The 26049-nt window shown below is 70.7% G+C and carries 18 protein-coding genes; 4 read left to right on the top strand and 14 right to left on the bottom strand.

Annotated features, from left to right (window positions below; genetic code table 11):
* Positions 1-31 precede the first annotated feature (31 nt).
* Complete coding sequence (locus tag ACIP6U_RS11005; protein ID WP_401715013.1) at positions 32-889, bottom strand: SigB/SigF/SigG family RNA polymerase sigma factor; 858 nt, start codon at positions 887-889, stop codon at positions 32-34.
* A 171-nt stretch (positions 890-1060) separates the two neighbouring features.
* Here ACIP6U_RS11005 and ACIP6U_RS11000 point away from each other — a divergent pair, with 171 nt between their 5' ends.
* Positions 1061-1639, top strand: coding sequence for a GNAT family N-acetyltransferase (locus ACIP6U_RS11000; protein WP_401715011.1), 579 nt, complete (start codon positions 1061-1063; stop codon positions 1637-1639).
* A 61-nt stretch (positions 1640-1700) separates the two neighbouring features.
* Here the strand turns inward: ACIP6U_RS11000 and ACIP6U_RS10995 are convergent, their stop codons facing one another.
* The gene (locus tag ACIP6U_RS10995) at positions 1701-2462 is read right to left on the bottom strand and encodes a class I SAM-dependent methyltransferase (RefSeq protein WP_401715545.1); all 762 of its coding nucleotides are present in this window, start codon (positions 2460-2462) and stop codon (positions 1701-1703) included.
* A gap of 49 nt (positions 2463-2511) precedes the next feature.
* A complete protein-coding gene (locus ACIP6U_RS10990; RefSeq protein ID WP_401715009.1) occupies positions 2512-4080 on the bottom strand; it encodes an FAD-dependent monooxygenase in 1569 nt (522 codons plus the stop codon).
* A gap of 68 nt (positions 4081-4148) precedes the next feature.
* Here ACIP6U_RS10990 and ACIP6U_RS10985 point away from each other — a divergent pair, with 68 nt between their 5' ends.
* Both ACIP6U_RS10985 and ACIP6U_RS10980 read left to right on the top strand, forming a co-directional pair.
* Positions 4149-4895: a TetR/AcrR family transcriptional regulator gene (locus ACIP6U_RS10985; protein ID WP_401715007.1), complete on the top strand. Its 747-nt coding sequence runs from the start codon at positions 4149-4151 to the stop codon at positions 4893-4895.
* Positions 4896-5502: 607 nt separating this feature from the next.
* Positions 5503-6108: a LuxR C-terminal-related transcriptional regulator gene (locus ACIP6U_RS10980; RefSeq protein ID WP_401715544.1), complete on the top strand. Its 606-nt coding sequence runs from the start codon at positions 5503-5505 to the stop codon at positions 6106-6108.
* A gap of 55 nt (positions 6109-6163) precedes the next feature.
* Here ACIP6U_RS10980 and ACIP6U_RS10975 read toward each other — a convergent pair whose 3' ends face one another.
* From ACIP6U_RS10975 to ACIP6U_RS10955, 5 genes are all read right to left on the bottom strand, one after another.
* Positions 6164-7966 (bottom strand): ATP-binding cassette domain-containing protein, encoded by a 1803-nt coding sequence (locus ACIP6U_RS10975; protein WP_401715542.1) that lies wholly within the window; start codon positions 7964-7966, stop codon positions 6164-6166.
* Between the two features lie 20 nt (positions 7967-7986).
* A complete protein-coding gene (locus tag ACIP6U_RS10970; protein WP_401715005.1) occupies positions 7987-9771 on the bottom strand; it encodes an ABC transporter ATP-binding protein in 1785 nt (594 codons plus the stop codon).
* Positions 9772-9942: 171 nt separating this feature from the next.
* Entirely contained in the window at positions 9943-10071 is a 129-nt protein-coding gene (locus ACIP6U_RS10965) for a SapB/AmfS family lanthipeptide (RefSeq protein WP_149551904.1), read from the bottom strand.
* A gap of 35 nt (positions 10072-10106) precedes the next feature.
* On the bottom strand, positions 10107-12713 hold the full coding sequence (gene lanKC / locus ACIP6U_RS10960) for a class III lanthionine synthetase LanKC (RefSeq protein WP_401715003.1): 2607 nt from the start codon (positions 12711-12713) through the stop codon (positions 10107-10109).
* Between the two features lie 173 nt (positions 12714-12886).
* Positions 12887-16360: a trypsin-like peptidase domain-containing protein gene (locus ACIP6U_RS10955; protein ID WP_401715001.1), complete on the bottom strand. Its 3474-nt coding sequence runs from the start codon at positions 16358-16360 to the stop codon at positions 12887-12889.
* A 72-nt stretch (positions 16361-16432) separates the two neighbouring features.
* On the opposite strand from ACIP6U_RS10955, the gene ACIP6U_RS10950 reads away from it, so the two are divergent.
* Positions 16433-16774 (top strand): CU044_2847 family protein, encoded by a 342-nt coding sequence (locus ACIP6U_RS10950; RefSeq protein ID WP_401714999.1) that lies wholly within the window; start codon positions 16433-16435, stop codon positions 16772-16774.
* On the opposite strand, the gene ACIP6U_RS10945 is transcribed toward ACIP6U_RS10950, so the two are convergent.
* From ACIP6U_RS10945 to ACIP6U_RS10920, 6 genes are all read right to left on the bottom strand, one after another.
* Positions 16731-16997 carry a hypothetical protein gene (locus ACIP6U_RS10945; protein WP_401714997.1) on the bottom strand — a complete coding sequence of 89 codons (267 nt, stop codon included), beginning with the start codon at positions 16995-16997 and terminating at the stop codon, positions 16731-16733. The genes ACIP6U_RS10950 and ACIP6U_RS10945 overlap by 44 nt on opposite strands.
* 78 nt (positions 16998-17075) lie before the next feature.
* Positions 17076-20051, bottom strand: a complete 2976-nt coding sequence (locus ACIP6U_RS10940; protein ID WP_401714995.1) for a glycoside hydrolase family 2 TIM barrel-domain containing protein — start codon at positions 20049-20051, stop codon at positions 17076-17078.
* 58 nt (positions 20052-20109) lie between these two features.
* Positions 20110-22839, bottom strand: coding sequence for a glycosyl hydrolase-related protein (locus ACIP6U_RS10935; RefSeq protein WP_401714993.1), 2730 nt, complete (start codon positions 22837-22839; stop codon positions 20110-20112).
* A gap of 26 nt (positions 22840-22865) precedes the next feature.
* Entirely contained in the window at positions 22866-23663 is a 798-nt protein-coding gene (locus ACIP6U_RS10930) for a carbohydrate ABC transporter permease (RefSeq protein ID WP_401715540.1), read from the bottom strand.
* A 56-nt stretch (positions 23664-23719) separates the two neighbouring features.
* A complete protein-coding gene (locus ACIP6U_RS10925) occupies positions 23720-24676 on the bottom strand; it encodes a carbohydrate ABC transporter permease (RefSeq protein ID WP_401714991.1) in 957 nt (318 codons plus the stop codon).
* A gap of 7 nt (positions 24677-24683) precedes the next feature.
* Entirely contained in the window at positions 24684-26021 is a 1338-nt protein-coding gene (locus tag ACIP6U_RS10920) for an ABC transporter substrate-binding protein (RefSeq protein WP_401714989.1), read from the bottom strand.
* Positions 26022-26049: the final 28 nt, after the last annotated feature.

The following is a 26049-nucleotide window of genomic DNA, read 5'->3' as shown; positions in this document are numbered from 1 at the left end:
CGTGAGGGGGCCCGGTGCGGTGGCGGGGAACTCACGTGTCCAGGAGGCCGGTGCGGAGTTTGGCGAGGGTGCGGTTCAGCAGGCGGGAGATGTGCATCTGGGACACGTGGAGTTCGCGGCCGATGTCGGCCTGGGTCATCTCCTGGCCGAAGCGCATCTCGATGATGGCCCGCTCGCGGTCGTCCAGCTTCTGGAGCAGGGGAGCGAGCGTGTGCAGGTCCTCGAACAGGTCCATCGCCGGATCCACGTCGCCGATGGTGTCCGCGTACTTCGGACCCTCGCCGCCTTCCTCGTCGCCGCCCGGGGTGTCGATGGAACCGGCGACATAGCCGTTGGCGGCGATCAGGCCCTCGATGATCTCGTCCTCGCTCAGGTCGAGATGATCGGCGAGTTCCTTCACCGTCGGCGGCCGGTTCAGCGCGGTGGCGAGAGCTTCCTGGCTCTTGGCGAGGTTGACGCGCAACTCCTGAAGGCGCCGCGGGACATGGACGGCCCAGGTGGTGTCGCGGAAGAAACGCTTGATCTCGCCGACGATGTAGGGAATCGCGAAGGAGGTGAACTCGACCTCGCGGGACAGGTCGAACCGGTCGATGGCCTTGATCAGACCGATCGTGCCGACCTGGATGACGTCCTCCATGTCGCCGCCGCCCCGGTTGCGGAAGCGGCGCGCAGCGAAGGACACCAGGGACAGGTTCATCTCGATGAGGGTGTTCCGCGCGTACTGGTACTCGCGGGTGCCCTCCTCAAGAACCTGAAGCCGGTCCAGGAACAACCGGGACAGCACGCGTGCGTCCTTGGGCGCGACCTTGCCGCCGTCCTCGATCCAGGGCAGATCGTCGGCGGCCTCGGATGTTCCCGTCGTGCAGTCGATCGCTTCGCGAGCGTTCACGGAGGAAGTCACTGTGCCGCCTTAGCTGGAAAGCAGGGTAGACGTCTCCTGCCCGCTCTCAGCACAACCATGTCCATGCGGACCCCACCAGTTCTGGAGCCTTCAGATCCTTCCGAGGAGAGCCGGGTCCCTTCCTGCTAAAGCCGTTGAACCGCACACCCCGCTCTGGGCATGATCCACGCCGTGGACACCTACCTAGATACCGAGCGCCTGACCCTGCGCCGCTTCACCGCCGACGACGCGGACCTGCTGATCGAGTTGGACAGCGACCCCGCGGTGATGCGCTATCTGACCGGGGGAAGCTCGACAGCCCCGGAGATCGTCCGGGAGCGCCACCTGCCGAACATCATCGCCGGGTACGAGAAGTGGCACGGCGATCTCGGACTGTTCGCCGCGTACGAGAAGGACGGCGGCGCGTTCATCGGCTGGTTCTGCCTGCGCCCGGAGCCGGAGGGTCCGCTGGACGAGGCGGAACTCGGCTACCGACTGCGGCAGGCTGCCTGGGGCAAGGGTTACGCCACCGAGGTCTCGCGGGCCCTGCTGGGCAAGGCGTTCGCGGGGCTCGGTCTGCGCATGGTCTGGGCGGAGACGATGACCGTGAACCGAGGTTCGCGCAACGTCATGGAGAAGCTCGAAATGACCCTCGCGGACACCCTCTCCACCCCTCCCGACATGCAGATGGTCGAGGGCGCCGAGCACGGGGGAGTGCGGTACGAGATCACCAAGGAACAGTGGGAGCAGCGGCAGTAGTCACTGTCGATTCGTCGATTCGTCGATTGGGTGATCGGTGGTGGACGGGCCGGGGCCGTACCTACTTGTGCGCCGTGTAGACGGTCGCGGACATCGGCGCCGTCACCGGACCGGTGCCGAGGCGGTCCGTCATCTTCCGCGTGACGGCGGCCCGCAGGGCCTGCGCGTCCTCGCGGTCCTGCACCGCGGCGCTCACCGGTGTGCCGGTGAGGAAACCGGTGGCGACGGAGGCCGCCGACTCCGCGACGCCTTCCAGGGTGACCTCCTCTGCGGTGGCCAGAGTCAGTCCGGCGGCCGCGAGATCCGCTGCGACCACGGCCGGATCGGAGTAGCCGTGGGGCACGTCCTTCAGGAACGGGGGCGCCGCGCCGGACACGGACTCTTCCAGGGCGGTCTGGAAGGCGGCCCCGAACCCGTGCGAGGCCAGCGGACCCCAGCTGTTGAACAAGAACCGTCCCTGCGGGGCAAGGACCCGACGCACCTCGGCGTAGGCGGCCGGCCTGTCGGGGAAGAACATCACCCCGAACTGGCACAGAACGAGGTCGAAGCCGCCGTCCTCGAAGGGCAGCTCCTGGGCGTCCGCCTGCCGCCAGTCCGCACGCGGTTCGCGCGCCGATCCCGCGGTGACCATCGCTTCGTTGAGATCGGTCGCCACCACCGAGGCCGTGGGCACCGCGGTGAGCAGTGCCGAGGTCAACGCCCCGGTTCCGGCGGCTAGCTCCAGGACCGTTCCGGGCCGCAGCGCTGCCGCCCGCGCGGCCAGGTCGGCGGCGAAGGGCCGGAAGAAGACCGGCACCAGATGGCGTTCGTAGGCCTCGGGCATGGACCGTGTCCAGCGCCGGTTCGCATCGTCTGTGCTCACCGGACGGACATTAGTCCTGTGGGGCCGACGGCGCGCCCGCCCATCGGCGCAGGACGGATTCGAGTCCGGTGGTGGCGGTGCCGTCGATGGTGTCGCAGGCCCAGGCGACCACCCCGTCCGGGCGGACCAACACCCCGGCGGGCATCGCCTGTTCGTCGGTCACCACCTTCACTCGTCCGGCCCAGGCTCCGGCGAGTCGGCCGAGCGCGCCGTCCGGACCGCGGTCGAGCAGCAGGAACCCACCGCCGTGACCGTGGTCGACCAGCCGGGACTCGTCCTTCAGCCACACGTCGGGGACGAACCGACCGACCAGCGGATGGTCACCGGGCAGGTCGATGCGCTGGTCGACTCCGGCGATCTTCTTGACCGTGTACGTCGTACCGTCCCGAGTGCCCAGCAGCTCGGCCACGACCTCGCGCAGCGCGGCCGACTTGGCGTCCCCGCGCAGCACCCCGATCTGGGCCCGCGTCCAGTCGAGGACCCAGGCGCCCAGGGGACGACGTTCGGCGTCGTAGGTGTCGAGGAGCCCTTCGGACGCCCACCCGGTCACCACGGCGCCGAGCTTCCAACCGAGGTTCATCGCGTCGCCGAACCCGAGATTGAGCCCCTGACCGCCGAACGGCGAGTGCACGTGCGCGGCGTCACCGGCCAGCAGCACCCGCCCCGCCCGGTAGGTCGCGGCCTGACGGGCGTTGTCGGTCCAGCGGGTCGCGGCGCCGCGCATCCCGGTCAGCGTGACGTCGGTGCCCGAGACCCGGCGCAGAGTGGACTGCAACTCCTCCAGCGTCACGGGCGCCGACCGGTCGGCCGGCGGGGTGCCGAACTCCACCGTGACCACCCGGCCGGGCTGCGGCCCGCAGCGGTACGCCCCTCGGGTCGACCACGTCCATCCGTCCGCGAGCTTCTCCGGGTCGGCGATGTCGACGAGCGCCAGGTGCCCGGCGAGTTCGGGGTCGGTGCCGGGAAACCCGATGCCCGCGAGACGGCGCACGGTGCTGCGCCCGCCGTCGCACCCGACCAGCCACCCGCTGCGTACGGTGCCGGCGGTGGTCCCTGCGAGCACGCCGTCGCCGGTGTCCTCGAGCGCGGTGACCTCGACCCCGCGACGCACCGGTACGCCGAGTCGCGCGAGGTGTTCGGTCAGCAGCGCCTCCAGCTCACGCTGGGGCACCATCCGCGCTCCGTCGGCCGCGGTGTGCGCGGCGAGGTCGGGATCGGACCAGTCCACGAGGTCGGCGTCGAGGACGATCCCCGCGAAATGCCCGGTGAACCGCGTCTCGGGTGCCGGCCGGGTCGCCCGGTCGTCGGCCATGCGGGCGAACGACCCCGTCCGCTCAAGGATCTCCCGCTGCACCTTCTCGGCGGCGGGCAGCAGGCCGCGGCGGTCGAGAGCCTCGGCCGTCGGCACGTTGATCGACCCCGCCTTCATCGCCACGCTCGGCTCGGAGAGTCGCTCCAGCACCTGCACCGTCGCCCCGGAGAGCGCCAGCTCAGCGGCGAGCACGAGGCCAACCGGCCCGGCGCCGACCACGGTCACGTCCACGTCCTGGCTCAGGTTCACGTCCTGGCTCACGCTCATGCTCAAGTTCGTATTCACGAACACCGTTCTAATAACGAACAGCGTTCGTGTCAAGTTATAGTGGTCGGGTGAATCCGAGAGAGCGACGCGCGGCGCGCCACCAGCCGCCGAACCCCGAGGCCGAGACCGCCCCCAGGCCCCGGCGCCGCAAGGCCCCGATCACGGTGGAACAGGTCGTCGACACCGCGCTGGCCGTCATCGCCTCGGAGGGCTACGAGGCACTGACCATGCGCCGCCTGGCCGGCGCGCTCGACACCGGACCCGCCTCGCTCTACGCCCACGTGGTCAACAAGGCCGACCTCGACGAACTGCTCATCGGCCGACTGTGCGCGGGGCTCGTACTCCCCGAGCCCGACCCCGCACGCGATCCCGCACCCGATTCCACGGCCTGGCGGGAGCAGATCCGCAGCGTGTGCGCCCAGCTGCGCGACCAGTACCTGAAATACCCCGGCATCTCCCGCGCCGCGTTCGCCATGGCCCCCACCGACCTAGAGATCCTGCGCGTCACCGAAGGAATGCTGGCGATCCTGCTCGCCGGCGGAGTCGCCCCCCAGACCGCCGCCTGGGCCATCGACGCCCTCCTGCTCTACGTGGCCGCCTACTGCCTCGAGACATCGATCGCGCACCAACGTGCGGCGGACGACGACATCGCCTGGGTCGTCGACCGCGACGAACTCGTGCGCCGGTTCACCGCTCTGCCCGCCGAGACCTTCCCCCACATCACCCGCCACGCCACCGAACTCACCGCCGGCGAGGGCCACGACCGCTTCGACTTCACTCTCACCCTGATGATCGACGGCCTCGCACACCGCTAGGGCCTGTCCGGCGGATCAGCCCGGCGTCGCGGGCCCTGGCACGCACATCTGCCGCGTTGTCGTCGGTCGCCGACTCCCCCACGCTCGGCTTCGCTCGCGCGGGGGACCCCCATCGCGTCGACTCCCTCCTCCGCCTTGCAGCTGCACGCACCAGACCCCGCTCGGCTCGGCCAAGAAGCACCGCACCTCACAGCCGGCCTGATCCGCCGGACAGGCCCTAGGACGCTTCCTTTCGCGCCACATTCGGCACCGGCGATTTTCGGCCGGAGCCCGGGACCGGCCGAAATCCCTGTCCGGCCGTCCGGCTTCGCAGGCACGACCGGTCTCGGGTGGCAGGGACCGCTCCTGCCAGGCCCGTACGTGGCACGAGCGACCGTCGGTCACCGCTCGTCCGGGCGAGGCTGTCCCGTGGATCGGTGTCTTATCCGCCCTTCTTCGCCCGGGCGTACGCCTCCGCCCCGGCCCGAAGGAGCGCCGAAGACGGCGGATTGACCCCGGTTCGGTCCGCACCTGAGGACGCGCCGTGTTCCGCCGTACCGGATACGGGCACTTGGTCCGTTGGCCGCGGGGAGCCGGCTGCCGGAACGTGACAGCCGCCGACAGGGGGATGGAGAAGATGGTTCGTACTCTCGTGGTGCATGACGAGAAACTGCTGAGCTCGGCATTGGTGCAGTTACTGAGATCGGACGACACGCTGGATGTCTCGTCGCTGTGTCCCGACGCCGACGGCCCGGATCGCGAAGCGCTGTGCGCCGACGTCTGCGTCGTGGACGGCGAGTGCCTGCGGGGCCCGGACCGGGGGTGCGGCGAGCGCCTGCGGATCCGGTGCGGGGACCGGCTCGTCGTCCTGACGACGGCCGAGCGGCCGGGAGTGCTGCGCCGGGCGTTCGAGGGGGGAGCCCTCGGCCTGGTCGACAAGAACGCCCCGGCGCATCGGCTGATCACGGCGGTGCACACGGTCGCCAGGGGTGAGCGCTTCCTGGACGAGTCGCTCACCGTGGCCCTGCTGAAGGGCTCGGAGATGCCGCTGACCACGCGCGAACTGGGCGTACTGACCATGGCGTCCCAGGGAGCGCCGATCGCCGAGATCGCGGCGGGCCTGCACCTGTCCCGAGGAACGGTCCGCAACTACATGGCCACGGCGATCCGGAAGGTGGGCGCCCGCAACCGGGTCGACGCGATACGCATCGTCCAGAACGCCGGCTGGACGTGACCGGACGCGCACGTGGCCACGATCTCGACACCGCCCGGTGCGCGCCGGGCCGCGGTCACAGCTGTCGAGAGGAGCCCGCCCGCCAGTGACCCGTCAGGTCGCGATAGAGAGGCGACCGGCTGAGCACCTCGTCGTGCGTGCCACACACCGCCCGTACGCCGTCCAGGACCAGGATCCGGTCGGCGCGGACCGCTGAGGACAGCCGGTGGGCCACCACGAGCAGCGTTCCGGGCCGCGCCGCGAGAGCCTCCTCGGCGCGGGCCTCGGACGCCGGGTCGAGATGGCAAGTGGCCTCGTCGAGCAGGAGCAGGGGGGCGGAGGACAGGTACGCGCGGGCCAACGCGATCAACTGCGCTTCCCCCGGGGACAGTTCGGTGGGCCGCACCGGGCCGTCGAGTCCGCCCAGGCGCTCGACCAGTGGGTCCAGGCCGATGACCCGGACGGCGGCGGCGACTTCGCCCCGGCCCACGTGCGTGCGCAGATACGCGAGGTTGTCGCCCACGCTGCCGGAGAACACGTAGGCCTCTTGCGGGACGAGCACGCGCAATGCGGAGAGTTCGGCGACGGCGCGTCCCGTCACCACGTGTCCGGCCACGCGTACTTCGCCTGCGCTCGGCGCCAGTGTCCCCGCGACGAGGCGGGTGAGGGTCGATTTGCCGATGCCGCTCGGGCCGACCACGGCAAGGTGTTCGCCCGGGGCGACGCGCAGGTCGAGCGCGTCGAGGACGGGCTCGGCGTGCACGCCGTACGACAGGGTGACGGATCGCAGTTCCACCGCCGGGGCCGTGGGGCCGCTCGGCACCGAGCGGGCCGGAACGGCTTTCGACACGTCAGCCAGGACCGTGACTCCCGGCGCCGCGTCCGGCATCGGGCCGAGGACCCGGTCGAGGACGACCAGTAGTCGGGCTCCGGCCGCGCCCAGCGCGGTCATCAGCGTGTGCAGGGCGGGCAGCAGGGACTGGACGAGGTAGGTGAACGCCCCCAGCAGGGCGCCCGTGCTCACTCCTCGGCCGCGCAGCCAGGGCACCGCGATCAGCAGGGTGAGGACGGGCAGGTCGGCCGCGACACCCAGGGCCGCCGTACGCACCGCCGCCCAGTTGGACAGGGTCCGGGCCTGCGCGGCGGCATCCGCGACCAGGTCCGCGCCGCGCCGTTCGGCGTCGGGCGCCGTCCCGCAGGCGGTGAGGTCGCGCAGCGCCGCACGGGACCGCGCCGCGTGATCGCCGAGGGCTTCGTCGGCCGCCAGGGCGCGGCGCTGGGCCGCTGCCATGGGCCGCAGTGTGCAGAGGAAGAGCGCGAGACCACTCACCATGGGCGGCAGGACCACCACGAGCAGGGCGGGGTGGAGCGACAGCAGGCCGAGCAGGGCTCCGGCGGCGGTGAAGACGAAGGAACGCAGGGTGAGGACGAGACCGGCGAAGCTGTCCCGGGCGATCTCGACCTGGTTCGTCAGCCGCGAGACGGCCGCCCGGTCCGTTGCACCGGGGCCGCCTCCGGCCGCCCCGGCCATGGAACGGCCGACCGCGTGTCGCACCAGCCCGTCGCGCAGCGGCTCCGTCAACCCGGCGAGCTGTGCGAACACCCCCCGGACGACCCGGGCGCCGGACAGTACGCCGACCAGGGCGACCGCGAGCCACAGAAGTCCCCGGCGCGGGTCACCGACGAGGAACCCCTCGTCGACGGAGCGGGCGACCCCGTAGCCCACCAGGAACGCCTGGCCCGACTCGGCCAGCGACCAGAGCGCGAGCCGCGCCAACACGCCCTTGCGGCGGGCGAGGAAGCGACGCGCGCGCGGCGTGAGACGGCTCAGCGCACCGGACCCGTCGTCCCGGCACCCGTCGGAGTCCGAGACCCGCACGCCGCGGTACCCGGCGGACGTCACGGCCGCACCTCCTCGGGTTCATGACGGCGTACGAGCCCTTCGTCCGCCGGTGTCAGGGCATCGGCCCCGCTCCCGTCGACCCCGAAGACCGCCCGGTAGCCGGCCGTGTGCCACAGCTCGCGGTGTGTCCCGACGGCGCGCACCTCGCCCGCCTCCAGCCAGAGCACCAGGTCCGCGCGGTCCGCGACCGACGGGCGGTGGGCGACGAGGAGCCTGGTGCCCCGCCGCACCGAGCGGCGCAGTGCCTGGTTCACCTCGTGCTCGGTGGCGGTGTCCAGACTGGACGTGGCGTCGTCCATCACCAGCAGCCGCCCGGCGTGCGCGAACGCCCGCGCCAGTCCGAGACGTTGGTGTTCCCCGCCCGAGAGCGGCGCCTCCGGCAGCGGGGTGTCGTAACCGCGCGGCAGCCGTCGTACGAAGCCGTCGGCGCCCGCCGCGCGGGACGCTTGCCGTACCTCGTCGGGTGCCGGGTGCCGTGCCCCGCCGGCGACGGCTTCGGCGACCGTGCCCTCGCCCAGGACCGGACGTTCGAAGGCGTACGCCACCTCGGTGCGCAGTGCCTCGCGCGTCAGGGAGTCGAGCGGGACGCCGTCCAGCAGTACGTGCCCCTCGTCCGGGTCGATCAGTCGTCCCGCCACGGCCGCCAGGACGGACTTTCCCGCCCCGCTGCGGCCGACCACCGCGACCGTGCTGCCGCCCGGCAGCCGCAGGCGGTCGGCGCGCAGCACCTGTCTGCCGTCCCGCACCACACGTACATCGCGCAGTTCGAGCTCGCCGGCGCCGCCGGGAGGCAGCCGCCGTGATCCGTACGTCAGCGGGGGCATCGTCTCCAGCTCCCGGGTGCGGCGCCGGGCCTCGCGGGCGCGTACGAGCGCGCCGAGCAGCGCTGCGGCACCGCCGACGCCGGCCGCGAGTTGCGCGTACCGGCAGGCGGCGAGCAGGTCACCCACGCTCAGGTCGCCGGCCGCCAGTCGCAGGCCGCCGACAGCGGTGGCGGCCAGCGTCAGCAGCGGCACGAGGACATTGCTCCTGCCGAGCGCCCGACCGTGCAGCGCCCACATGCGCCGGCCCTGAGCGGCCAGTTCCGTCAACGGCGCCAGGATGCGGGCGCGTTCACGGTCGCCGGTCCCCGCGGCGCCGATCGTGGCCGCTCCCTCCAGGGCTTCCAGCAGCCGTGAAGCGATCAGGGACTGCGTGCGCTGGTAGGCGGCGACCGAGGCGCCCGTGTCGCGGGCGAAGGACCGCAGCACCAGTGCCAGCGCGGGCAGCCCGGTCAGTACGCAGGCGGCCACCCACAGGTCGACGAAGGCCAGCGCCACGAGGGCGCCCAGCGGGGTGATCAGTGAGGCGCCGAGCGCCGCCCGGGCCGCCGGGGCGCCGCCGGCGTCCGTGGCGTTGAGGGTCAGGCGGGTCCCGACGTCCCCCGGCGGGTGGGGGCGCGCGCTGTCGGGCACGGCGCGCAGCAGTCCGCGCAGGGCACGGGAGCGTATCGACGCCGTCCATGTGGCGTTGCAGCGTCCGGCGAACAGTGCGGTCAGACTGTCCAGCAGCAGTTCGCCCAGGAGCAGACCGGCGCTCAGCGGAAGCCAATGGCCCGCTTCGCCGTCCCGCAGCAGCAGGTCCAACGTGCGGCCGAGGACGAAGGGTTGGGCCACCGTCGCAGCGGCCGCGGCGACCGAGCACAGCAGCACCAGTGCTTCCAGCGCGTGTCCGGGGGCCGGAGCGTCGGTGGCCTCCCGCGTGATGGGCGTCCGGCGTCCCCAGGGCCTGGTCGTTCGCACCGGCGCATACCTCCGTCCGTCCCTGGGGACACGGGTCGTGGACTCGGCGGATTCGGCCCCCGCTCGGCCGCGGTGACCGCGCGGGCAGGCGTCGGCGCCCCGGGAGTGGACCCGGGGCGCCAATGCCCGGCGACATGGCTCACCACGTCACCGTGATCGGCGACTTGGGCGTCAGTTACAGGTGGTGACGCTCAGGCTGCTGTCGCCACAGAGCAGGAGGCTCGCGCGGCTACCGCTCTCGACGTCGCCCATGGCCTCTTCCTTGGGGGTCTCCATGGACTGCAGGTCGAAAAGGTTCATGACATTTCCTCTCGTGGGGGAGTGGATGTGCTTCTTCACGACCCCTGGTGGGGCCGAGTCTGTGGGCCGCCGCTGGGGCGCAGCGGCGGGAGGAACGGCAGCCCGGCGGGGGCGTCACCGAGGACGGAGGCGACAGCCAGCAGGCATCCGGCCGTTCCGGTGGAGAGGTCCATGGACAGGCGCATCATCTGCTCACCGGGAAAGGCGAGCCGGTCCGCGTAGGACATGGCGTGCCAGGAGAGCGCGTCGAGTTGGCGCCGGACGGCCTCCGGGCCCGTGCCGGGCACCGTGGCCGTGGTGCGGCCGAGGTACAGCACCATGCCGGCCACGCCCCGGTAGAGACCGGGCTGGGCGTAGAACATCGCCTGGGCCGCGGCCACGATCTCTTTCCTGGCCCGCGCGAACTCCGCGTCCTCGCGGTGCGTCAGGTAGTCGTCCAGCACCATGCCGATGCCCACGCTGCCGGCGCCCAGGTAGGGCATCGTGCGCCAGCCCTCGTCGACCTGGAGCGCGCCGCCCGCGCCACGGACACAGCGGGCGAGGTCCTGGCGCAGCGCGTCGCGGGCGAGGTCGAGGAGGGCGCTGTCGCCGGTGCGTTCGAAGAGCCGCAGGAAGAGCAGCGCGCGTCCCGTGGCGCCGTGCAGCAGCCCCGCGCGGGGGCGGGCGGGTTCATCGCGCCCGCCCGGCAGGCCGGCGGCGGCGAGATCGGCGCAGCGCACAGCCGCGGTGTGCAGCGCGGCCTCCCCGGTGGTGGCGGCCAGCGAGTCCAGGGCCAGGCCCAGTCCCGCGGTGCCGCTGTGCAGGTCCGGGGCCAGCTGGTCGAAGGGCTGGTCGAGCAGCAGCTCGGCGAGGTCGAGGGCGCGGTCGCGGTGGCCGAGCCGGTCGAGCGTCCAGGCGATCCCGGCGAGCCCGTCGTGGAAACCGAGCGGCATCCCCGAGGGCGGTTGCTTGGTCCGCTCCAGCAGCCACTGCTCACCTTCCTCGTCCCGTCCCGCCCCGCTCTCGGCCAGGGCGTACAGCACGCCCGCCGCTCCGTGACCGAAGGCCAGCCCGCCACCGGCCGTGGCGAACTGCGCGATGTCGCCGGGGAAGAGGCGGTCCGTGCGGGAGGGCGTCGCGGAGGCGCGAACGGCCTCGGCCATGGAGTCCCTGCTGCGGGGCCAGTCGTCCGGCCGCACCGGAACCACCGGGCCGATCGGCCCGCGCACCGCGGGGGCGCCGTCGACGCGCGTGATCTCGTCGACCGCCGCGTCCAGGAAGGCCCGGTCCACCGGGAACCGGTCCGCCACCACGTCGGCGAGGTGCGCCGCCTTGCGCCGGTCGACGGCCAGCAGACTCGTGAGCGGGAGGAACAGCGCGAGCCGCAGACACGCCAGCGCGTACCGGTCCACGGCCATGCCTCGCCGGTCACGAGGCGCCACGAACCCCGGGTTCGCCACGGTCTGACGCCCCGGTTCGTCGACGTGGTGGGCCGCCTCGAAGTCCAGGAGGGCGATGCTGTCGTCGTCCCGGATCATGATGTTGAACAGGTGCAGGTCGTTGAAGACCACGCCCCGGGCGTGGACGTCCGCGACGGCGCGCTCCACGCGTGCGTGGACGTCGAGGGCCCAGGCGGTGTACTCGGCCAGGGTCCGCTCACTCGGGTCGGCCTCGATGAGCGGGTGCCGGCGGGCGAAGAAGGTGTTGAGCGGCTTGCCGTCGATGTACTCCAGGACGAGGAAATGGTGTTCCCCGATGGTGAGGTGGTCGAGCACCTCGGGCGTGCAGTCGAGGCCCGACAGCGTCTCCAGCGCCCGGCGTTCACGGTGCAGCCGGGGCACGGCGTCGGCACCGTCGGCCGCCAGCCCGGCGTGCGGACGGGCCTCCTTGAGGACGACCTGCTCGCCGGTGTTGTCGTCGCGGGCGAGGTAGACGCCACCGCCGTTGGAGAAGTGCAGGGCCGACTCGACGGTGTAGGGCATGCCGGCCACGGTCACGGCCGAACGGGCGTCGAGGTGCGGGCGCAGGAAAGCAGGCGGATCCACCCAGTCCGGCAGGCGGAAGACCGGACCACGAAGGTCGGGCACCAGCACGCCGTCGGGACCGGTCACGGCTGGCCGCAACTCCCCTTCCGCGTCATAGCAGTTGCGGCGGGTGAAGCTGCCGTAGCGGACGTGGACGGGGCCGTCGCCGATTCTCAGGTCGCTGAGGATGTGCGGTCCCGGCTCACCGGCCAGCAGATCGGACAACTCCCTCACGAGCCGTTCGAACTCCGCCTCGTCCGCCGGGTACACGGTGATGAACTTGCCACTGCCGGCCCGGTCCGCGTACTTGGCGTTCCGCTGGTGCAACAGGTAGCGACTGGGTACGAACTTGAAGGCCGTGCCGTCGGCGACGCAGTACCGCCACACACGGTCGAGCACGGACTCCGCGTTGTCGAGGCAGGCAGAGACGTGGATCTTCCACCCCTGAACGGGCAGTTCGGCGTCGACCGGACGCAGAGCGAGCCAGTCCCCGCTCTCGTTGCGCTGCCATCCCCGCGGTACGGGCGAGGAGGCCGTGGCGTACCGGGAGCGACCGGCCCCGCTCCGGAAAGCCGTGCGGTGCGGAGCGTCGTAGAAGTACGGGTCCGCATCGCAGTACACGGCATAACCCTTGTTCATGCCATCTCCCTCGCCCCGTTCGCCGACGAGAACGACGCTGTCACGCGGGCCACGGCCCTGCACAGTTGCCGCTGTCATCACTCCGATGTGCGGAACGCATGGGTAACTTGGCGGCCGTCCACTCAGAGCAGCACCTGGGTGCGCGTCGCTGCTGATGGCCCCACCGGGGATGACTACGACCGGTTCGCCGGAGGTTCGATCGCTCGGGGGCCGGGCCCACCGGATTCGAGTGCGCCGCGTTCCGGGGCCTGGGACTTCACCTCGTCCAGGACCTGCTTCACGGTGGCGCGATGCCCAGCGTGTGCCATGTTCTCGCTCGTGAGCACCCTCGTGAGTTCCGCGACCGCCCGTCGCTGGTTGACGCGACCGAGGAAACGGGCGGCGTCCATACGCGTGTCATCCGGGGCGAAGCGATCGCGGACCAGCTTGACCAGTGCCTTCTCCCCGGCTCGGCGGTCGAGTTTGGACAACGTGTACGCGTAGTGCGCCGGTGTGTGGATGCTGTCTCGGCCCAACTCGCGGCGGAGCGCCTTCTCGGCCCTCCGGGGACTCAGTTCCACCAGGGTGTCGACCAGGACGGGTGCCGTGCCGAACGACTCCTCTCTGATCCGCTTCGCCAGGGCACGCGTGGCGCGGCCGCTGTCCAGCTCCGCCAGCAGCAGGGCGACCTGGACCACGTGGGGGTCGTGATTCAACTCGTCCTCGCCGATCAGCTTTTCCAGAGTGGCCCGGGATCGCCACGCGTTGTGCAGGACCAGGGCGTGAGCGACGGTCACCCGTTCTTCTCCCGAACGGGTCCGGTCCAGCGCCCACTTGATCAGCGGCCGGGCCGGATCCCAGCGGTTCTCGGCTCTGGCGACCTCGACGAGGAAATCAGGGCCCCGGAGCTCGGCCACGTCTCGTCCCGCGACGAACGGCGGAGCCGGGAGAGTCCGCAGCTCCGGCAGCAGTTCGGACAGATACACGGCCGCCCTGAGGCGGTCGCCCCACGACATGGACTCGTCGGACGCGAGGGAGGTGAACGCCTCCACGCCCAGGGCGTGGTCCAGCAGGCCGAGGGTCGAGGCCGCGTCGAACCGGGAGCTGACGACAGCCTGGGCCGCGGGCACGGGATAGACGTACGTGGTGGTGTCGCACACCTCACGCCACTGCGTGGTGCTGTCGGCAAAGGTCATGCCGGCCGCCACGGCTTCCCGGAGCAGCGTGACCGCCCGGTCGCGGTCCCAGGCGGCCAACTCCCATACGGCTGCCAGGCGTTCGTGCACCGCGAGCCGCCCCGAGGCCGCCATCTCCTCCAGCAGCGCGAGGCCGTCGGCCCGATCGGCGTAGACGAGAGCACCGGCGGCCCAGGCGCAGCCGTGTCTCAGCGCGGCGGTACGGAGCCGGGTGAGGATCTTCGGCCGGACATGGTCGGGAAGAGAGCCCTTGTCGTGCAGCAGGCGAGCCACCAGCCCGGTCGCCCGACCCGGTCCACGCGATTGCGCCGAGGTATCCGTGAGCCCGGCCACGTGCGGTGCCGTCCCATTTCGCGCCCGCCGCGCGGACTCCCGCATGCGCTCCAGACCGCTCGGCTCGAACAGGCTCAGCACCAGGTCGCCCGCGTCCTTGCCGAGTTTCGCCCACAGCCCGAACACGAACTCCACATAGGCGTTCTCCTCGGGAAAGCCGTACACCAGCCGGCTCTCGCTCATCCCCGACACCACGTCGCGGCCCTCGCGCGTGTTCGGCTCCGCGGTGCGTGCCGTGACCCGGGCCGCCAGGAACTCCTCCACTGTCTGGTGCAGGAATCTCAGGTCGTCGCCCTCGTCGGTCACCAGGCCGGTGCCCCGCAGCAGTTCGCGCAGTACCTCTCGCCACTCGTCCGCCGGCAGATGCCCGGGCCGCAGTCCGGTGGTCCCGTGGACGGCCAGCTCCAGCACCGGTTCGGGCATGATGCCGGTCCGGCGTTCCCACGCGATCTGCTCCATCAACCCCCGTACGCCCTTGACGAGTTCGCTCACCGCTTCCGGGGCGTCCGGGTATCCCTCGACACGGGCCCGCAGTCCTTGGAGGGCCAGGGTGGGCCGCCGGTGCATCTTCTCCAGGAGACGGTCGATGAACCGCTCGTACAACTCGATCCGGCCACGCGGCAGTGGACTGTCGGGGCTCTCGGCGAAGATCACCACAAGCATCGTCGCCAGCAGGGGGATGCCGGCCAGGTGCAGCATGTGGCTGCGTTCCGTCGCCTGGAGGAACCGGTCGGCAAGCGCCTCCGCCTCCGGCAGCCGCAGACTGTGGAACCACTGGTTCGCGAACTCGCGCAACGCGTTCAGTCCGAAGGGCTGGATACGGAAGACGGGTACCTCCTCCCTGAGCAGGGGCTCGAGTTCGTCCCGGGGCAAGGGCCGCGTGGTGACCAGGACGCGGAAGTCCGGTGTCCGGCAGAGCGACGCGGCGGCGCCGAGCACGGCCCTGCGCAGCTCGGGGTCGAGCACCTCGTCCACCCCGTCGACCAGCACCAGCCACGGCACTCCCGGCAGTGGCGGGCCTTCGAACAGATCGGCGGGCAGCGGCGTCCTCAAACGCATGGCCGGATCTCGTTCCACGGCGCCGCGCAGCAGGTGGGAGAGGTATCCGGGCTGCGCGAGTGCGTCGGCCCGGATCCGAATCGGCACCACAGGCGGCTGTCCGCCGGCCAGCCAGGCGTCCGCGAGCCGCACGGTGAGCCGCCGGGCAAGGCTGGACTTTCCCGCGCCGGGGCCGCCCAGCAGCACTACGCTCCGGTGCTCCGTGAGCAGCGATTCGGCCGGCAGCAGCGGTACGTCACCGAGATCCGCGTGCGGCTCGACCTCCGCCCGGAGGGAGACATGCTGACTGACGTAGACGTCCGCCAGCGGCGGCGTCCCGGCGCCCGGCACCCGGACCGCGTACGGATGGTCGTCGGCCGCCGCCCCAGCGGCCGACAGGTATGCGCGCAACGCCGGGCCCGCGTACCTCCAGCCGCCCGCGCGCAGTTGAGCGTCGTCCAGCAGCTCCAGCCAGGCACAGCGGGCAGGGGTCACGGCGACGGGCTCGTCGAGGAAGTCGTAGGCGTCGAGGATCGTGCGTACGGGGACGAGCCGCGCGCCGGGCACACCACGCTCCAACGAGTGCGCGAAGCGGAGGACGCCGCACACGGCCCCGGTGCGCCAGTTGAGGACCGGAGCGCCGCTGAAACCGGGGGCGGCCCGGCCGTGCGTCGCGTGGTAGAGGGCCACCGATTCGCCTCTGTGAACCCGATGCGAGGGCCCTTGGGCGCTGAAGGAGACGGAGTCGCCCTCCCGGTAGGCCCCTTGAGGGTGTCCGTACGACCACAGGTCGTCACCCGGCTCGATCGCCTCGGCCAGGCAGGCGACCCGATGGTCGAACTCCTCGGGTACCCGCAGCAGTGCCAGGTCGGCGCCCGATCCGTCCGCACCCGCCGGCCGAAACCACTCCGGCACCGCTCGGAGCGACACCTCCCGGCCCTGCCGGCGCGCGACGACCGGCGCGTCGACGGAACCCACCACATGAGCGCAGGTGAGCACCAGCCCTGGCGCCACGAAGAAGCCGGAGCCCTCGGCGCCGTCCGCGCCCGTGAGCGCGAGTACGACATCGGACAGCGCAGCCACGAGACCGGACCTTGTCACGTGCCGATTGTGACCGCGAACGTCCCGCCACGCACCTAATATGCGGGCATACATCAGGAGTTGGGGGAGCCCATGACGGACGAGATGATTCCGGTGTCGCTCCCGGACGGGAGCAGACTGCTGGTTCGGGCCGAACGGACCGAACAGGCGGCCGGGGGCGGGGACGACGAGCGTGAGATCGCCGCACGCCCGCCGAGCATCGACCAGGTCACCGCAGCGGTCGGCGGCTTCGCCGAACGTATCGGCGACGCCCTCAGGAACTCCGGGCCCACGCGATTCACCGTCGAGTTCGAATGCGAGATCGGCTTCGACACCGGGGGGCTCATCGCGGTCCTCGGAAAAGGCAGCGCGAAGAGCGCCTTCCGTGTCGTCATGGAGTGGGACCAGAAGGACCAGGCGGATCAGCGGAGTTAGGGCTCGTCGCCACGATGTCGATCGCGACACGAAGCGGTGTCTCCGCGTGTCCGAGCAGCTCCCGGGTGATCGCTATCGCCTCGATGGTGCCCACACCCCGCTCGGCCAGCAAGATCTGGACAGCCTCCATGCCCTCGCCCTTGAGGACCGGTCGGGCCTCCTCGACCAGCGCGGTCCAGCGTGCGGCCTGCTCGGGGCGTAGTCCCGTGATGTGGTCGAACATGACCTCATCTTCCCGCTCCGAGTCGACGGGGTGCGGTGGGGGTGGGGGAAGGGAACGGGAGCGCGGCCACCCGCGACGTCACCCCGCCGTCATACGCAGCCTGATCGTCCGCGACTCAGGGCGCAGCGCGAACTCGGGCCACACGTCCGGTCCGCAGGCCCGCGAGCCGAGCCCGTGCTGGGCCGCGTCGATGATCAGGTGACTGCTCGTCGACTCGGGCAGTTCGAAGGGGTGTTGGGCCCGGGCGATCTCCTGTGGTGTGTGTCGGCTGAGCGTGAATCCGGGGCGCCGTCCATGCGTGTCGGGGATCGCCACGATGCGCAGCACCACGCCGGCGCCGCTCGCCAGTGTCAGCTCGCGCAGTTTGGAGCGGTGCCCGGTCTCCTGCGGGCGCGGGTAGTCGACGGCGAGGTCGCCGATGCCGTCGGAGAAGTGACCCGTACGTGCCGCGCGGAGACTGTCGGGATAGGACTCCAGCGGACCCAGGCCGAACCACGCGGCACGGTCCACGGGCGCCGCCCCGTCGGGCAGTTCGAAGCGGACCCCGATCCGGGGCCAGACCGTACGCCAGCCGCTCGACGGCTCGATCTCCACACGCAGTTCCAACTCGCCGTCGTCCAGCGTCCAGTTGGATTCCACGGTCACCGACAGGGCGGTGTTCGCGGCGGAGACCTTGTCGACGGTGCGCAGCGCGTCCGCGGTCTGCTCCACGCTGACGCGCCGCGTGGTCAGCCGGTCGAGGCCGTCGGCACGCCACAGATCGGCGTTGGACACCCCGGCGATGCTGGCGTCACTGTTCTCGACCCCGTCGGACGGGCTCTCGTCGTTGTCGGTCGGCGCGCGGAACAGCTCAAGGCGCGGGCCGGTCACGGCACGACCGGCGAGACGCGTGAGGAACCCGTCGACGAACTCGGCGATCCCGAGCGAGAGCGTGCCAGCTCCCGGCCGCCAGCCGGTTCGTGGCCGGACGGCCGGGACGGGACGGCGTATCGAGCAGTCGAGTTGAGCGGTCGCGACCACATGCCCGGCCGGCGCCCAGGCGGTGTCCGTGGCCAGTACCGCGTCGACCGTGAGCCAGGTCTCCGCGTCCGGGGCCACCGCGATCCGCGGCATCGCCACCCGCCCCGCCTCTCCCGCCGTGACGACGGGCACGTCCAACGCGCCGGAGTCCACCGGTGTTCCGTCGTGCTCGACGCACCAACGGAAGTGCAGGTCCGCCGTGTCGGCCGAGTGCCGCAGGTTGGTGACCGCGACCTTGTCGCCGTCGAAGGTGAAGCGGACCGGCTGTACGACGGCCTTGTACTCGTAGAGGCTGGGCGAGGGCACGTCGTCGCTGAGCAGCATGCCGTCCATCACGAAGTTGCCGTCGTGGACGACCTCGCCGAAGTCACCGCCGTACGCGTAGTACGGAGTTCCGTCCGGGGCGGTGGCCAGGATGCCGTGATCGCGCCACTCCCAGACGAAACCGCCGTGCAGCCGCGGATACTCGTGCACGAGTGCCTCGTACTGGCCGAACGCGCCAGGACCGTTGCCCATCGCGTGCGCGTACTCGCACAGCAGGAACGGCTTCGTGCGCTGCCGGGCGCCCTGCGAGGGGGTGCAGCCGAGCAGCGGGGTGCGTGAACCGTCGGTGCCGATCTGCTCGGCCTCCGGCACGGAGGCGTACATGCGCGAGTACACGTCGGTGTACTCGCCCGTGTAGTCACCCTCGTAGTGCACGGGGCGTTCCGCGTCGCGGGCGTGGACCCAGGCCGACATGGCGGCGAGGTTGGCGCCGGTGCCCGCCTCGTTGCCGAGCGACCAGATCACGATGCTGGGGTGGTTCTTGTCGCGTTCGACGGTGCGCTCGATGCGGTCGAGGTAGGCGGCGCGCCAGGTCGGGTCGTCGCTCGGGTTGCCGACCCAGCCGACCTTGTCGAAGCCGTGTGTCTCCAGGTCGCATTCGAGGACGACCCAGAAGCCGAGTTCGTCGGCGAGGTCGAGCAGCCGTGGGTGCGGCGGGTAGTGGCTGGTGCGGATGGCGTTCACGTTGAACCGCTTCATCCGGGCCAGGTCCTCGCGCGCGTGCTCCTCGTCGAAGACCCGGCCGCGCTCGGGATGCGCCTCGTGACGGTTCACTCCGTGGAACACGACCCGGCGGCCGTTGACCAGGAACTGGTCGCCCAGGATCTCGACCGTGCGGAAACCGACGCGCAGCGCGATGCTCTCCGCGGCTGTGGACACAGTCGCGTCGTACAGGCGGGGCCGCTCGGCGGACCAGGGCTCCACGAAGGCGATGTCCAGGGCGGCCACCTCGGCCGGCGTCGCCCAGACCTGCTCGACGCCGAGTTCGGGGATGCGCAGGGTGACCGGGAACGCCGACGCGTCGGCGGTGACCTCCGCGTCGACGCGCCCGCGCCCGTCGTCGAAGCCGGTCCGCAGCCAGACGTCCTCGATGCCCCCGGCCGGCCGGGCGAGCAGGGTGACGTCACGGAAGATGCCCGGCAGCCACCACTGGTCCTGGTCCTCGACATAGCTGGCGGCCGACCACTGGTGCACGCGGACGGCGACGACGTTGTCGCCCGCGCGCACGGCGGTCGTCACGTCGAACTCGTGGGCCAGCCGGCTGCCACTGGCACTGCCGATCTCCACGCCGTTCACCCACACCCTGAACAGCGACTCGACCCCGTCGAAGCGCAGCACGACCCGCTCGGCGTCCGACCAGTCGGCGGGTACGTCGAAGTGGCGCCGGTAGTCGCCGGTGGGGTTCTCGTCCGGGACGTGCGGCGGGTCGATCGGGAACGGGAACTGGATGTTCGTATAGATCGGACGGCCGTAGGCACCGTCTCCCTCGAGCACCCAGTGGGAGGGCACGGGGAGGTGGTCCCAGCCGTGGTCGTCGAAGCCCTCGGCCGCGAAGTCCTCCGCCGCCGATGCCGTGGGGGACAGACGGAAGCGCCAGGGCCCGTTCAGCGAGAGCGAGGGGGCGTCGGAGTGCAGCCACGAGCGCGCCGGGCGCAGTGCGCCACGCGCCGGTGCGGTGTCCGAAACATGGGGGGAGAGCTCGGGGAGCAAGAGGTCACGACACTTTCTTCGTTGCACGATGCGGAGCGAGATTCGGGGTCATGGCCGGCTACCGGAGCACGACGGTGCGGATCTCCCATGGCCCGAGGGCGAGTTCGAGCTCGTCCGTGGTCTGGGTGCGGGAGATCGGGCGGCCGAGCAGATCGACGGTGGTGGCCTCGGTGAAGGTGCCCGACACGCGGACGGTCGTCGCGTCGTCGCTCATCGCGGTCAGCCGGACCTCCGTACCGGGCCCGTGCTGTTCGTCGGTGACGCGGCGGATGCTCGACACGAGGACGTCCTTGCCGTCGACCCGTACACCGGTCTCGTCGGGGGGCAGTTGGCCTCCGGCGTCCCCGGTGCCTCGGGTGACGAGGACGTCGTTGCGGAACCGCTCGGCGAGAGCGACCGCGTCGGCGCCCTGCCAGCCGGTCGCCGAGGGGACGACCGCGAAGCGGTTCTCGACGCGCATGCCGAGATCCTGCGCACCGGGTACGGGGATCTCGCTCGCCGCCGGTTCGTCGCGGAGGGGATGGATGTTGACGCTGATCGAGCCGATCGCGCGCAGCAGCGTAATGGCGAGTTCGCTGCCGCCGTCGACGAGTTCGTACTCGCCGGAGTGGTCGAGCAGGACGTTGGCCGGTCCGGCCGACACGAACGAACTGGCCGGGAAGGTCGGCAGCGGGTACTCGCCCCAGCCGCCCTCGGCGGTCAGCCCGCGCTCGGTGACCGCGAACTGCCCAGCGGACGCTGACGTGTTGACCGGCTCGGGCAGCGGAACGTGGAAGCGCAGCCGGTGGTCGGCCGACTGGTTCAGGAAGGACGTGGACACGCGCACGAACGGCTCGCCCGCGCGGACCTCCACGACCGTCTCCACCGGAGTCGCCACGCTCCGCTCGCCGCGCAGGTCACGGTCGGAGGAGAGAGCGGTCGGCCAGTCGTAGACGCGGGTCACGCGCAACCGCGCACGCAGGGGGCCGGTTTCGAGCAGTTCGACGCTGACCTCCGACGGCTCCGACACGAGGAAGTCGCGCGCCGGGGGAGCGTAGTTGTAGCTGTCGCCGCGGTCCCCGCCGTTGACGAGTCGGCCGACACCGCGCAGCACGGTGCCGTCGGACCCGGCCAGGTCGAGGGTGCCGTCGGCGGCGACCGCGACCTCGACCAGCCCGTTCGCCAGCCGCAGATCGGTCGCCGTGGCGGGCGCGTACGGCAGCAGCGCGCCGGAGGCGTCCGAGCTCGGCGCGACCCGGAAGGCGGCCAGGCCGGAGGCGGGAACACTCACGGGCACGAGCGCGGTGGCCCGCGCCTCCTCCAGCGTCAGCACCCGCCACTCACCGGGATGCGCCGCCGCCGCGGCGGCGACCTCACGGCGCAGGATCAGCAGGTCGAACGGTCCACTGGTCGGCACCTCGGCGAGGTGGAACACGAGCGAGTTCGGGGTGATTTCGTAGTGGTCGATCAGCCGCCCGAACAGCTCACGGCGGTGGATGCGGCGCAGCACCCGCTCCAGCTGCGAGGCGTCCATGCGCTCGTCGCTGAGGACGGTCGGCGCCTCGGAGACCAGCTGCACGGGGTACGTCGATCCGTCCGCGCCGGTCGCGATCAGCGCGGTGCCCTCCGGCGGCGCCACGACGTCCACCTCGACCAGTGCCGTACGCGCCGACGGCAGCGGATTGGCGACCAGATGACCGTCGCTCGGCACCAGGGCGGCGGGCTCGGTGAGGGCCGCGTCCCGGACGGCACGCGCCGTCTGCGCGGCCTCGGCGAGCCGTGCGGCGACCTGGTCGCAGGTCTCGTCGGTGCCGGAGCCGACCACCGAGTCATGGGCCGTCGACTCGATGATCTTGTGCCAGGCGAGGGAGAGGAACGGCGAGTCGTCGCGCCCGGACCACAGCGCGTTCATCCGCTCGGCGTGGTCGATGACGCGCTCGGCGGCGGCCATCCGCTGCTTGAGCCCGAGCCGTACGGACAGCACACCGGGAAGGATGTTGCCTCGCACATGACTGCGCAGTTCACCTGTCACGGTGGCCGTCACCTCGTCCCGCACATGCTTGCGGATGTACTCGTCGAGCGTCGCCACCGTGATGGGAATCCCCTCGCCGGAAGCGGTCCGCAGCCACGACACCAACCGCGGGTCGGGCGCGTTGTGGTCGGTGCCGGCCATCGCCAACACCGGGTCCGTGCCCCAGCGTTCGGCGGTCATCCCGGCGTACTCGCCGAGCGCGCGACCGATCTGGTCGGGCACCAGCAGGACGTCGAGGCCGTTGTCGTAGCCGTCGAAGAGGAACTCGGTACGCACCTCGGAACCGTCGGGAGCGCGCCAGCGGAAGGCGTGGCCGTCGACGGAGCCGGGCACCCCGCGCCACAGCGCCGCGTGCTCGATCCCGGCCCGCGCCAGGATCTGCGGCATCTGCGCGACGTGGCCGAACATGTCCGGCAGATAGCCGATGGGCATGGCGCCACCGAGGCGCTCCGCGGCCGCCCAGCCCATCTGGAGGTTGCGCACGATGGTCTCGCCGGAGCAGAGGAACTCGTCGAGCAGGATCAGCCACGGCCCGACGGCCAGCCGGCCCTCGCCGACCAGGGCCACGACACGGTCGCGGTGCTCCGGCCGCATCTCCAGGTAGTCCTCGACCGCGGCCATCTGCCCGTCGACGGTGAACCGGAAGTCAGGGTTCGACTCGGCTGTCTCCAGCACGGTGTCGAGGGCGGTGACCAGTCGGTGCCGGAAGACCTGGAAGGGCTCGTACCATTCCCGGTCCCAGTGGAAGTGGGGAACGAAGACAGCCGAGTTGGGCATGGCGTGGGACACCTTCTGTGTGGGGGTCACTTGAGTGAGCCGGCGGCGAGGCCGGTGCGCCAGAACCGCTGCAGGAGCATGAACAGGATGATCACCGGCACGATCGACACCAGCGAACCGGTGATCACGGACTCCTGGAGGAGCGGCGAGCGGGCGGTCTGCCCGTTCCAGGTGAAGAGGCCGAGTGTGATCGGGAACAGCGATTCCTTCTGGAGCATCACCATCGGAAGGAAGAAGTTGTTCCAGATGCCGACGAACTGGAACAGGAAGATGGTCACCAGGGCCGGCGACATCAGCTTGAAGGACACCGAGAAGAACGTGCGGAACTCCCCGGCGCCGTCGAGGCGCGCGGCCTCGATGAGTTCCTGCGGCACGGCGGCGTTCGCGAAGATTCTCGCGAGGTAGACGCCGAACGGGCTGACGATGCTGGGCAGGAAGACCGCGAAATAGGTGTTGACGAGTCCGGTCTCGGAGAACAGCAGGAACAGCGGCAGCGCCAGCGCCGTGGAGGGGACCAGCACACCGCCGAGAATGACCGAGAACAGGAATTCACGGCCGCGGAAATGGAACTTGGCGAGCGCGTAGCCGCACAGCGCCGAGATCAGGGTGCCCACGGCCGCGCCCAGCACCGCGTAGATGACGGTGTTGAGGATCCACCGGCCGAAGATGCCGTTGTTGAAGGAGAACAGGTTGCGCAGGTTCTCGAACAGGTTGAAGTGCGAGAACACCAGGCCGTTGGTGGAGGCCAGGTCGCCCTGCGGTTTGGTCGCCGCGACGATCAGGAAGTACAGCGGCAGCAGGAAGTAGATCGCCAGCAGGAACATCAGGGCCAGGACGGCCGGACGGCTCACGCGGCTGTCTTTGACAGCGGGTCGGTTGCTCACAGTCCCGCCCTCTTGGAGGTCAGTCGCATGAACCCGAAGCTCAAGACGAAGGTGATGACCGCGATGACCACCGAAATGGCTGCGGCCTGCTGGTAGTTGTTCCCGACCGCCACGGTGTACGCCAGCATGTTCGGAGTGAACGTGCTGGAGATGTTCGAGGAGATCTGCCGCAGCACCGCGGGCTCGGAGTACAGCTGAAGCGTCCCGATGATCGAGAACACCGTGGTCATGACGATGGACGGGGCGATGATCGGGACCTTGATGCGCCAGGCGATGGCCCAGTTGCCGGCCCCGTCGATCCGCGCGGCCTCGTAGAGCTCCTGCGGGATGGACTGCAGGGCCGAGAACATGATCAGCATGTTGTAGCCGGTCCACAGCCAGGTCGAGATGTTGGCCGCCGACCACAGCACGGCACCCGGGCCGAGGAAGTCGGGGTGCAGACCGAGGTTGTTCAACAGGTCCACGACCGGGCTGAGTTGCGGCGAGTAGAGATACGACCACATGATCGCTGCGATGACGCCGGGCACCGCGTACGGCATGAACGCGGTGATGCGGAAGAAGCTCTTGAGCTTCAGCAGGGGAGAGTCCAGCAGCAGCGCCATGATCAGCGCGAGGAACAGCATGACGGGCACCTGCACGATGCCGAACAGTCCGATGCGGCCGATGCTGGACCAGAACTCGTCGTTCTGGAACACCTGCGCGTACTGATGGAAGCCGCCGAACGTCGTGTACGAGGTGCCGTACTGGCCGCCGGAGCGGCGCACCACGCGGAAGCTCTGCCACAGCGCGTAGCCGACGGGCACCAGGTAGAACAGGATGAACGGCAGGAAGAAGGGCGTGAGGAACGCGACGATGGTGCCGGCCCGGGGGCCGCCGACGTCCAGACGTGGACGTCGGCGGCCCCCGGACGGTGCTGACACCGCGTCGGCGGGACGGGTGGTGATCTCGGTCATTCCGGCGTCACTTGCCCGCCGTGGCCGGGATCGCCAGGTCCTTCATCGACTTCAGTGCGGCGGCCTGGGCGGTCGCGAGCGCGTCGGACAGGGTGCCGTCGCCGCCCGCCGCCTTGGCGATCGCGTCCTGCAGCGCCAGGTTCACCGTCTTCTGCGTGGGACCCCAGGAGAAGTCGGTGTCGATCTTCTTGGACGAGTCCGCGAAGACGTCGAAGATCTTCTGGTTGTTGTAGTACGGCACACCCTTGGACAGCGCCGGGAGCTTCAGTCCGTCGTTGGCCGCCGGGTACAGGCCGCCCAGCTCGTTCTCCATCGCGAGCGCCGCGGGGTCGGTGTTGAGCCAGTTGTTGAACTCGGCCGACTCGTAGAGGTGCTTGCTGCCCTTCATGAACGCGACGGTGGAGCCGCCCCAGTCGCCGGACGTACCGTTCGTTCCCCAGGTAGGCATCGGCACGATCGACCACTTGCCGGCCTGCTTGGGCAGGTTGTCCCGCAGACCCGTGTAGCCCCAGGCGGCCCCGATCTGGGTGGCGATCTGGTTGTCCTGGTAGGCGGCGTACATCTGCGTCGACCCGTTGGCGACGTCGGTGCGCACGAGCTTGTCGGAGATCAGCTTCTGCCAGTAGTCGGCGACCTGCTTGCTCTTGTCCGACTCCACGGTGACATGCCACTTGTCGCCGGAGTAGCTGTACATGTTCGCGTTGTTCTGCCAGAGGAGCCCGTTGAACCACTCGGCGTTGTTCGGGTCGAAGAACGTGACGGTGAGCTTCGGGTCCGCCTTGTGCAGCTTCTGGGCGGCGGTGAGGTACTCGTCCCAGGTCGTCGGGACCGCGACGTCGTACTTCTTGAAGAGGTCCGTGCGTACGTACATGGCCATCGGACCGGTGTCCTGCGGGAGGGCGAACACCCCGGTGTCACCGAAGCTGGCCTGCGACCAGGTCCACGGGACGAACTTCGACTTGGCGGCGGCGGCCGTCTTGCAGGCCGAGGCGTCCACGAAGGCGTCCTGGGAGCGCAGGGTGGGCAGCTCGTCGTAGCCGACCTGGGCGAGGTCGGGCGCCTTGCCGGCCTTCAGCGCGTTGCCGATGGCGCCGTACTGGTCGTTGGAGATGTTCTTCGTCTGGACCTGGATGTTCGGGTGTGACTTGTTCCAGAGGTCGACGACCTTGTCCATGCCGTTGACGGTGTTCCAGTACTGGAGGGTGACCTTGCCCTTCGCGGGCTCACAGGAGGCCGCGGACGACTTGTCCGACGAATCGTCGGAGGACGAACATCCGGCGAGAAGGACGATGCTTGCGCCCGCGGCGACGACGGCGAGGCGGGTACGTGTGATTGTGGTGCTCATATCTTCCGTTCCAGAGAACGACTAGCGA

This window comes from Streptomyces sp. NPDC088794 (assembly GCF_044750545.1).
In the GTDB taxonomy this organism is placed as follows: Bacteria; Actinomycetota; Actinomycetes; order Streptomycetales; family Streptomycetaceae; genus Streptomyces.
The sequence above is the reverse complement of the archived record's forward strand: the minus strand, read 5'-3'. Positions and strand labels throughout refer to the sequence as shown.